This window comes from Leptolyngbya sp. FACHB-60 (assembly GCF_014695775.1).
In the GTDB taxonomy this organism is placed as follows: domain Bacteria; phylum Cyanobacteriota; class Cyanobacteriia; order Phormidesmidales; family Phormidesmidaceae; genus Nodosilinea.
In genome coordinates this window covers 38,151-44,150 of record NZ_JACJOX010000053.1, presented here as the reverse complement: position 1 = coordinate 44,150, position 6,000 = coordinate 38,151, and the positions used below count along the sequence as shown (strand labels likewise).

Annotated in this window: 6 protein-coding genes; 4 read left to right on the top strand and 2 right to left on the bottom strand. The window is 57.2% G+C overall.

Annotated elements, in window-relative coordinates:
- Nucleotides 1-144 (top strand): transposase (locus H6F57_RS20465; protein WP_190795030.1); only part of this gene is annotated, 144 nt, incomplete at its 5' end.
- Nucleotides 145-188: 44 nt separating this feature from the next.
- Here H6F57_RS20465 and H6F57_RS20460 read toward each other — a convergent pair.
- Nucleotides 189-2,273: a M3 family metallopeptidase gene (locus tag H6F57_RS20460; protein ID WP_190625170.1), complete on the bottom strand. Its 2,085-nt coding sequence runs from the start codon at nucleotides 2,271-2,273 to the stop codon at nucleotides 189-191.
- 305 nt (nucleotides 2,274-2,578) lie between these two features.
- On the opposite strand from H6F57_RS20460, the gene H6F57_RS20455 reads away from it, so the two are divergent.
- Nucleotides 2,579-3,640, top strand: a complete 1,062-nt coding sequence (locus H6F57_RS20455; protein WP_190625169.1) for a potassium channel protein — start codon at nucleotides 2,579-2,581, stop codon at nucleotides 3,638-3,640.
- A gap of 94 nt (nucleotides 3,641-3,734) precedes the next feature.
- On the opposite strand, the gene H6F57_RS20450 is transcribed toward H6F57_RS20455, so the two are convergent.
- Entirely contained in the window at nucleotides 3,735-4,100 is a 366-nt protein-coding gene (locus H6F57_RS20450; protein WP_190625168.1) for a Lin0512 family protein, read from the bottom strand.
- A gap of 263 nt (nucleotides 4,101-4,363) precedes the next feature.
- Between H6F57_RS20450 and H6F57_RS20445 the strand changes: the two genes are divergently transcribed.
- Both H6F57_RS20445 and H6F57_RS20440 read left to right on the top strand, forming a co-directional pair.
- Entirely contained in the window at nucleotides 4,364-4,558 is a 195-nt protein-coding gene (locus H6F57_RS20445) for a hypothetical protein (protein ID WP_190795029.1), read from the top strand.
- Nucleotides 4,559-4,669: 111 nt separating this feature from the next.
- Nucleotides 4,670-5,746, top strand: a complete 1,077-nt coding sequence (locus H6F57_RS20440; protein WP_190625167.1) for a hypothetical protein — start codon at nucleotides 4,670-4,672, stop codon at nucleotides 5,744-5,746.
- The last annotated feature ends 254 nt before the right edge of the window (nucleotides 5,747-6,000 follow it).

Here is a 6,000-nt window from a genome sequence, read left to right as displayed (position 1 = left end):
TGTCATCTCTTATATCTGCCGCCTTACTCCCCGGATTTGAACCCGATTGAACATCAATGGTTTGTTCTGAAAAACCGGATGCGAAAACAGATTCAATCCGGCCAACCCTTTCGGCAAGTCGTTGACCAAGCCTTCGTTGACTGACCGGACCTATCCACGGATTGCTATAGTCTATTTAATGGCAGGCTTTAAGCGGCTACCAGGCCACGGTGGCGGAGCAAAGCTTGAGTGCTGGGCTCGCGACCCCGGAAGGCTTTGAACACCTCCATCGGATGGCGACTGCCGCCCAGGGCAAGCACGGTGTCGCGGAAGCGGCGACCGGTGGCAGCGATCGCGCCCTCATCGTTCAGCCCTGCCTCCTCAAAGGCGGCAAAGGCGTCGGCGCTCAGCACCTCGGCCCAGAAGTAGCTGTAATAACCCGCCGCGTAGCCCCCCGCAAAAATGTGGGTAAAGGCGCAGAGGAAGGCATCCTCCGGCAGGGGCTTGAGAATAGAGGACTGCTCGGCAATGCGCTGACTGACGGTGGTCACCGTTTCGCCGCTGCCGGGGCGGTAGCGATGGTGCAGCTCAATGTCAGTCCAGCCAAAGCGCACCTGGCGCAGAATGGCGCTGCCGGTCATAAAGGTGCGGGCGGCAACGATCTTTTGGTAAAGATCTTCGGGCAGGGGTGCACCCGTATCAACATGGCGGGCCAGGGTGAGCAGAGTGTCGCGGTGGTAGCACCAATTCTCCATAAACTGGCTGGGCAGCTCGACGGCGTCCCACTCCACGTTGTTAATGCCTGCGGCTCCGGTGAAGTCAACCTTGGTCAGCATGTGCTGGAGGCCGTGGCCAAACTCGTGGAACAGTGTCTCCACATCCCTAAAGGTCATCAGACTGGGCTTGCCATCCACCGGGGGAGCTTGATTGCACACCAGGTAAGCCACGGGCAGCCGCACCTGATCGTTGATTTTGCCCCGGTTGATGCAGTCATCCATCCAGGCTCCGCCGCGCTTTTCGGCGGGGCGGCTGTAGGGGTCGAGGTAAAAGTGGGCGATCGGGTCGCCGCCGCCATTCAGCACCTGAAAGTAGCGCACGTCGGGGTGCCACACCGGGGCTTCGCCATCGGCGGGGGCAATAGTGACGTCAAAGATGCGGTGGGCCAGAGCAAACAGGCCGTCGAGCACCTGGGGCAGGGGAAAGTAGGGGCGCAGCTCTTCGTCGTTGAGGCCGTACTTTTCTTCACGAATGCGCTCAGCCCAAAAGGCGGTGTCCCAGTGGGTGAGGCTGTCGGCCTCGGCGGCTCCCTTCGCTTGAGCAAAGGCTTTGAGTTCCTCCAGCTCCTTGACGGCAGTGTCGTAGCTAGCCACTCGCAGCTCGCCCATCAGCTTTTCGATCGCCTCGACAGAGGGAGCCATTTTGCGAGCCAGGCTAAGGTCAGCGTAGGTGGCGTAACCCAGCAGGTTGGCCATTTCGTGGCGCAGCTCAAGAATTTTCTCAATGTTGGGGCTGTTGTCGAGATCGCCCTCTGAGGCGCGGGTGACAAAGGCGCGATAGAGCTGCTCGCGCAGGTCGCGACGGCGGCTGTGCTGCATAAACGGGCCAAAGCTGGGGTAATCCAGCGTGATCCGCCAGGGTCCAGCGGCGGCGGTGGCGCTGTCGTCTCCGGCATCGCGGGCAGTTTGAGCCGCCTGGGCCAGTAGGCTGGGGGGCAGCCCGTCGATTTCTTCAGCAGTGGTCAGGGTAAGGCTAAAGGCCTTGGTGGCGTCGAGTACGTTGTTGGAGAACTTGTTGGTGAGTTCAGCCAGGCTCTGCTGAATCTCGTTGAAGCGATCTTTTTCAGCGCCCTCTAGGCCTACCCCCGACAGCTCGGCCTCACGGATCGAAGACTCGACGATGCGCTGCTGGGCGGGGTCGAAGCTGGCCCACTGGTCACTGGCGCGGAGCTCTTTGAAGGCTTCGTAAATGGGCTTGCTCTGGCCCAAGCTGGTGGCGAACTGCACCAGGGGCGGCTGCACTGTTTCGTAGGCAGCACGCAGCTCGGGGCTATTTTTTACCCCCATCAGGTGACCGACAATGCTCCAGCTCCAGCCCAGGCGCTCTTCGATGCGGGTAAGAGGCTCAACCAGGCCGTCCCAGGTGGGGGTGACTTGGGCTTCGAGGGTTTCTAGGGCAGTGGCGAGGTCGTCAAGCAGGGCAGTGATGCCCGGCACGATGTGAGTGGTGTCGATGCTGTCGAAGGGAGGGAGACCGGCACCAATTAGTAGGGGGTTTTGCAAAACGGAAGCTGTCATAGTCGCAGAATCAATGGAGGTAGGAGGGACAAAAACGATAAAACTGACTGGGCTGGGCGATTCTCATTCAGAAACACTTTCTCTAAAAAAGACGCCTCGCGAACGCGAACGCCCTTAGAGCGGCCCTTATACGGGCAATATTTTATAGATAGTGGACTTAGTCGAAGTCATTATGAGTTTGCTTTATAGTGTATCTCAGTTTGCTATGTGCCGCACTCTTTGAGGGGCAGACTGTCAATTACCATAGCCTTTATTTGAGAACTGATCCGATTTCTGTCGAGGCCTGGGCCCTGTCTGAGGTGTTGATGCCAAATAGCTCATTTCGGCGGATTGTGACGGGAATTATCTTCTTCTCGCTGACGGTGGTGACGGCGGTAATTGGCTATATGGCGGCAGGCTGGAACTTCCTCGACGCCATCTATATGGTCGTGATCACCATCTTTGGGGTGGGCTATGGGGAAGTGCAGCCCCTGACCTCGCCGCCGCTCAAGGTGTTTACGATTTTTGTGATTATCGCGGGAGCGCTATCGGTGGCCTACACCGTGTCGGGCTTCGTGCAGATGATTACCGAAGGGGAGATTCATCGAGCCCTCAACGTGAAACGCATGACTAAAGAGATTGCCGGCCTGGAAGACCATGTGATTATCTGCGGCTTTGGCCGCATTGGCCAGCTGGTGGCCCGCAAGCTAAAGCGCGATCGCCAGCCATTCATCATTGTTGACAATGACCCTGAGCGGGTGGCCCTGGCCCAAGAGCAGGGCTATTTAATGTATCAAGGCAACGCCACCGATGAAATGGCCCTGGAAGCAGCAGGAATTCTCCGGGCCAAATCGCTGGCGACGGTGTTGCCCAACGACGCTGCCAACGTGTTCATTACTCTGACGGCGCGGGAGATGAACCCAAACCTGATGATTTTGGCCCGAGGCGAAATGCCCTCCACCGAGAAAAAGCTGCGTTTGGCCGGGGCTAACCATGTGGTGCTGCCCGCCAGCATTAGCGCCCTGCGCATGGCCCACTTGATCAGCCATCCATCAGCGGTGGACTTTTTGTCGCAGACCGATGGCCAGCACGGGCTAAACGAGTTTTTGGCGGAGCTAGATATTCAGCTAAATGAGTTGGTGATTAATGCCGCCTCACCGCTGATTGGCGGCACCATCGGCGACATTGAGGTCAAGGGTCAGGGCACGTTTATCACCGTAGCCCTGCGCCGCGCCGACGGCGAGGTGATTATTCACCCCAGCCGAGCTACCTATCTGGCCCTGGGCGACTCGATTATATTGATGGGCCATCAGGGGGATATGCCCAACTTTGCCCAGCAGAATGCGATGAAGAAGGAGATGCGGTATCGAGGGGCGAGGTTAAGGTAAAAGTTTTGAATGTTGAGTTTTGAGCTTTGAATTATGGCGGTCAACTCAAAACTCAAAACTGAGAACTCAAAACTTTCTAACCCATATTTATTGCCTATGAATCGGGGATCGATACCGTTACTGCGGCGATCGCCACATACATATCGTCGTTCTTATCGTCGAGTTCAGGGATGGCACGCCCGGCCACTACCATGCCGCCTTCCTTGAGTACCAGGGTCTTTTGGCCAAAGGGCAGCACGGCTAGCACGTCGTCTTGCCGCACCTGATCGGGAAAGGGAACGGCGACCTGCACTTCGACAAGCATCTCGTTGGGGTGGCTGAGGCCAGCGACTTCCCAAACGCCGGGGAGGGCGTTGTGGGCGATCGCATTGCGCACCGCTCGCGCTGCCGCCACGGTGGGGTCTTGGCCGTGCTGATCGACGCCCATTCCCATTTCAATAATCAGTCGCTTGTGAGCCACGGTCAGTCCTTAAAGTCTTTATAGGGATGATTAAACGTTGCTTGAGTTAGCCTTACTTCGCTAAAAGCATGTCAAGATGTCAACTCCCCTCTACAAGGGGCAAAATTTTCAGGGCAACGTTTTTCTATGAATTTCCTATAGTAATCCTTTACTGTTGCAGCCATAGTCCATCCCAGCAGCCCTACTCCTGAAGTCTTAGCTCACTTCAGAATAGGACATTCCTTTCAAGAATTTGAACGGGCGTTGCAACGTCTAGAAAACCTATGCTTTTGATTGAAGAGGCCAATTCTCGAGCGATTTCGGGTGCCTGCCCGAATGAGCTCGACGGCTGGAACGTGACATTATCTAGCTTTATTCACGAGGGAATTAAGCTATGCGAAACTAGCCAGCCAGATGTTGTTTTGATGGACGCATCAAAGCTGGGCGCGGGCGCGGCGGCCACTGCATTACCTAGGTGATGGTCACACCACAAGGTTAAAGGTGGCCAGGGCCCACCCTACCTATTCACCCCTTATAACGAGACAGGGGTGGCCCCAGGTCCCCTCGATGACTAGATAGGAAAACTGCTCATGATTACCCGCCAAGATCTTAAGGAACTGCAAAGCCTCACCAAGGTACCCGCCCTGTCGCTGCTGCTGCCCACCCACCGCACCTCCCCTGACAACAAGCAAGATCCCATTCGGGTCAAAAACCTGGTTAAAGAGGCCACCGATCGCCTTTCCGAAGAATTTTCCACCCGCGAGCTAGAGCCGCTGCTGAAAGACCTGGACGAGTTAGTGGAGGATATCAATTACGACTACGCCCTCGACGGCCTGGCGCTGTTTGTCGCTGACGATTTCGCCAAAAAATTCTACCTGCCTTTCACTGTGCCCAAGCGGGTGATTATTGACCAGAGCTTTGCCACTCGCGACCTAGTCTACGGGCTGCACCGCGCCCAGCGCTACTGGGTGTTTTTGCTCAGCCAAAACGCCAGCCGTCTGCTGGCGGGCACCGGCGAAACCCTTGAAGAGGTGAATAACAAAGACTTCCCGTTGCAAATGGAAGGCCCTGGGGCCACCACCGCCCCACCCGATCAGGCCGACTCGGCCTATGTTGATGATCGCCATCGTCGCTTCTTTCAGTCGGTCGATCGCGCCTTTACCGCCTATGCCGCAGACGACTCGCTGCCGATCATCGTGGGCGGGGTAATTCGCCAGATCTCCTTCTTTCAAGAAGTGTCGCAGTACACGTCACAGATTGCGGGCACCATCACCGGCAACTTTGACAGCGCCACCGAGGCCGAGCTGATGCCTCAGGTGTGGCCGATTGTGCAGGAGGTGCGATCGCAGCAGCGCGCCGACGCCCTGGCTGCCCTCGACACCGCCATGGGCGAGAAAAAAGTGGCCTCTGCCCTGGAGGAAATTTGGCAGCTCGCCCACGAAGGGCGCGGTCAATTGCTGCTGGTTGAAAACGGCTACCGCATTCCGGCCACGGTGGATGACAAAGGTGGCCTTCAGGTAGTCGATGAAAAAGGCGGCACCGACGTGATGGATGACGCGATCGACGAAGTCATCGAAGCCGTGCTGGCCAAGGGGGGTGAAGTCATGCTGATGGACGACGGTGCCCTGGCCGACTACGACCGCATTGCCCTCACCCTGCGCTACTAGGTGAACCGCCAAGGTTAGACTCTCGGAGCCGCTGTGGGTTGGGTGGTACGGAGTGGAACCCAACAGCATCAGAACTTTGCTGGATTCCGCAGTTGCTTCACCCAACCCACAGTCTGAGTTCAAAACCCAACCTACAAAACGCTGACCGTTTCCCCCAGCAAAGGCGGCGAGGCTACCTTTGTCCCGCCGCTGGATGAGGTGTAGACGCTGGCTAACGCTAGACTGTGAACGCGCGATCAACCGCGCCAACGGCA

Coding starts and splice junctions, on each gene's coding strand:
- H6F57_RS20460 (WP_190625170.1), bottom strand. CDS start 2,273: ATGACAGCTTCCGTTTTGCAAAACCCCCTACTAATTGGTGCCGGTCTC.
- H6F57_RS20455 (WP_190625169.1), top strand. CDS start 2,579: ATGCCAAATAGCTCATTTCGGCGGATTGTGACGGGAATTATCTTCTTC.
- H6F57_RS20445 (WP_190795029.1), top strand. CDS start 4,364: ATGCTTTTGATTGAAGAGGCCAATTCTCGAGCGATTTCGGGTGCCTGC.
- H6F57_RS20440 (WP_190625167.1), top strand. CDS start 4,670: ATGATTACCCGCCAAGATCTTAAGGAACTGCAAAGCCTCACCAAGGTA.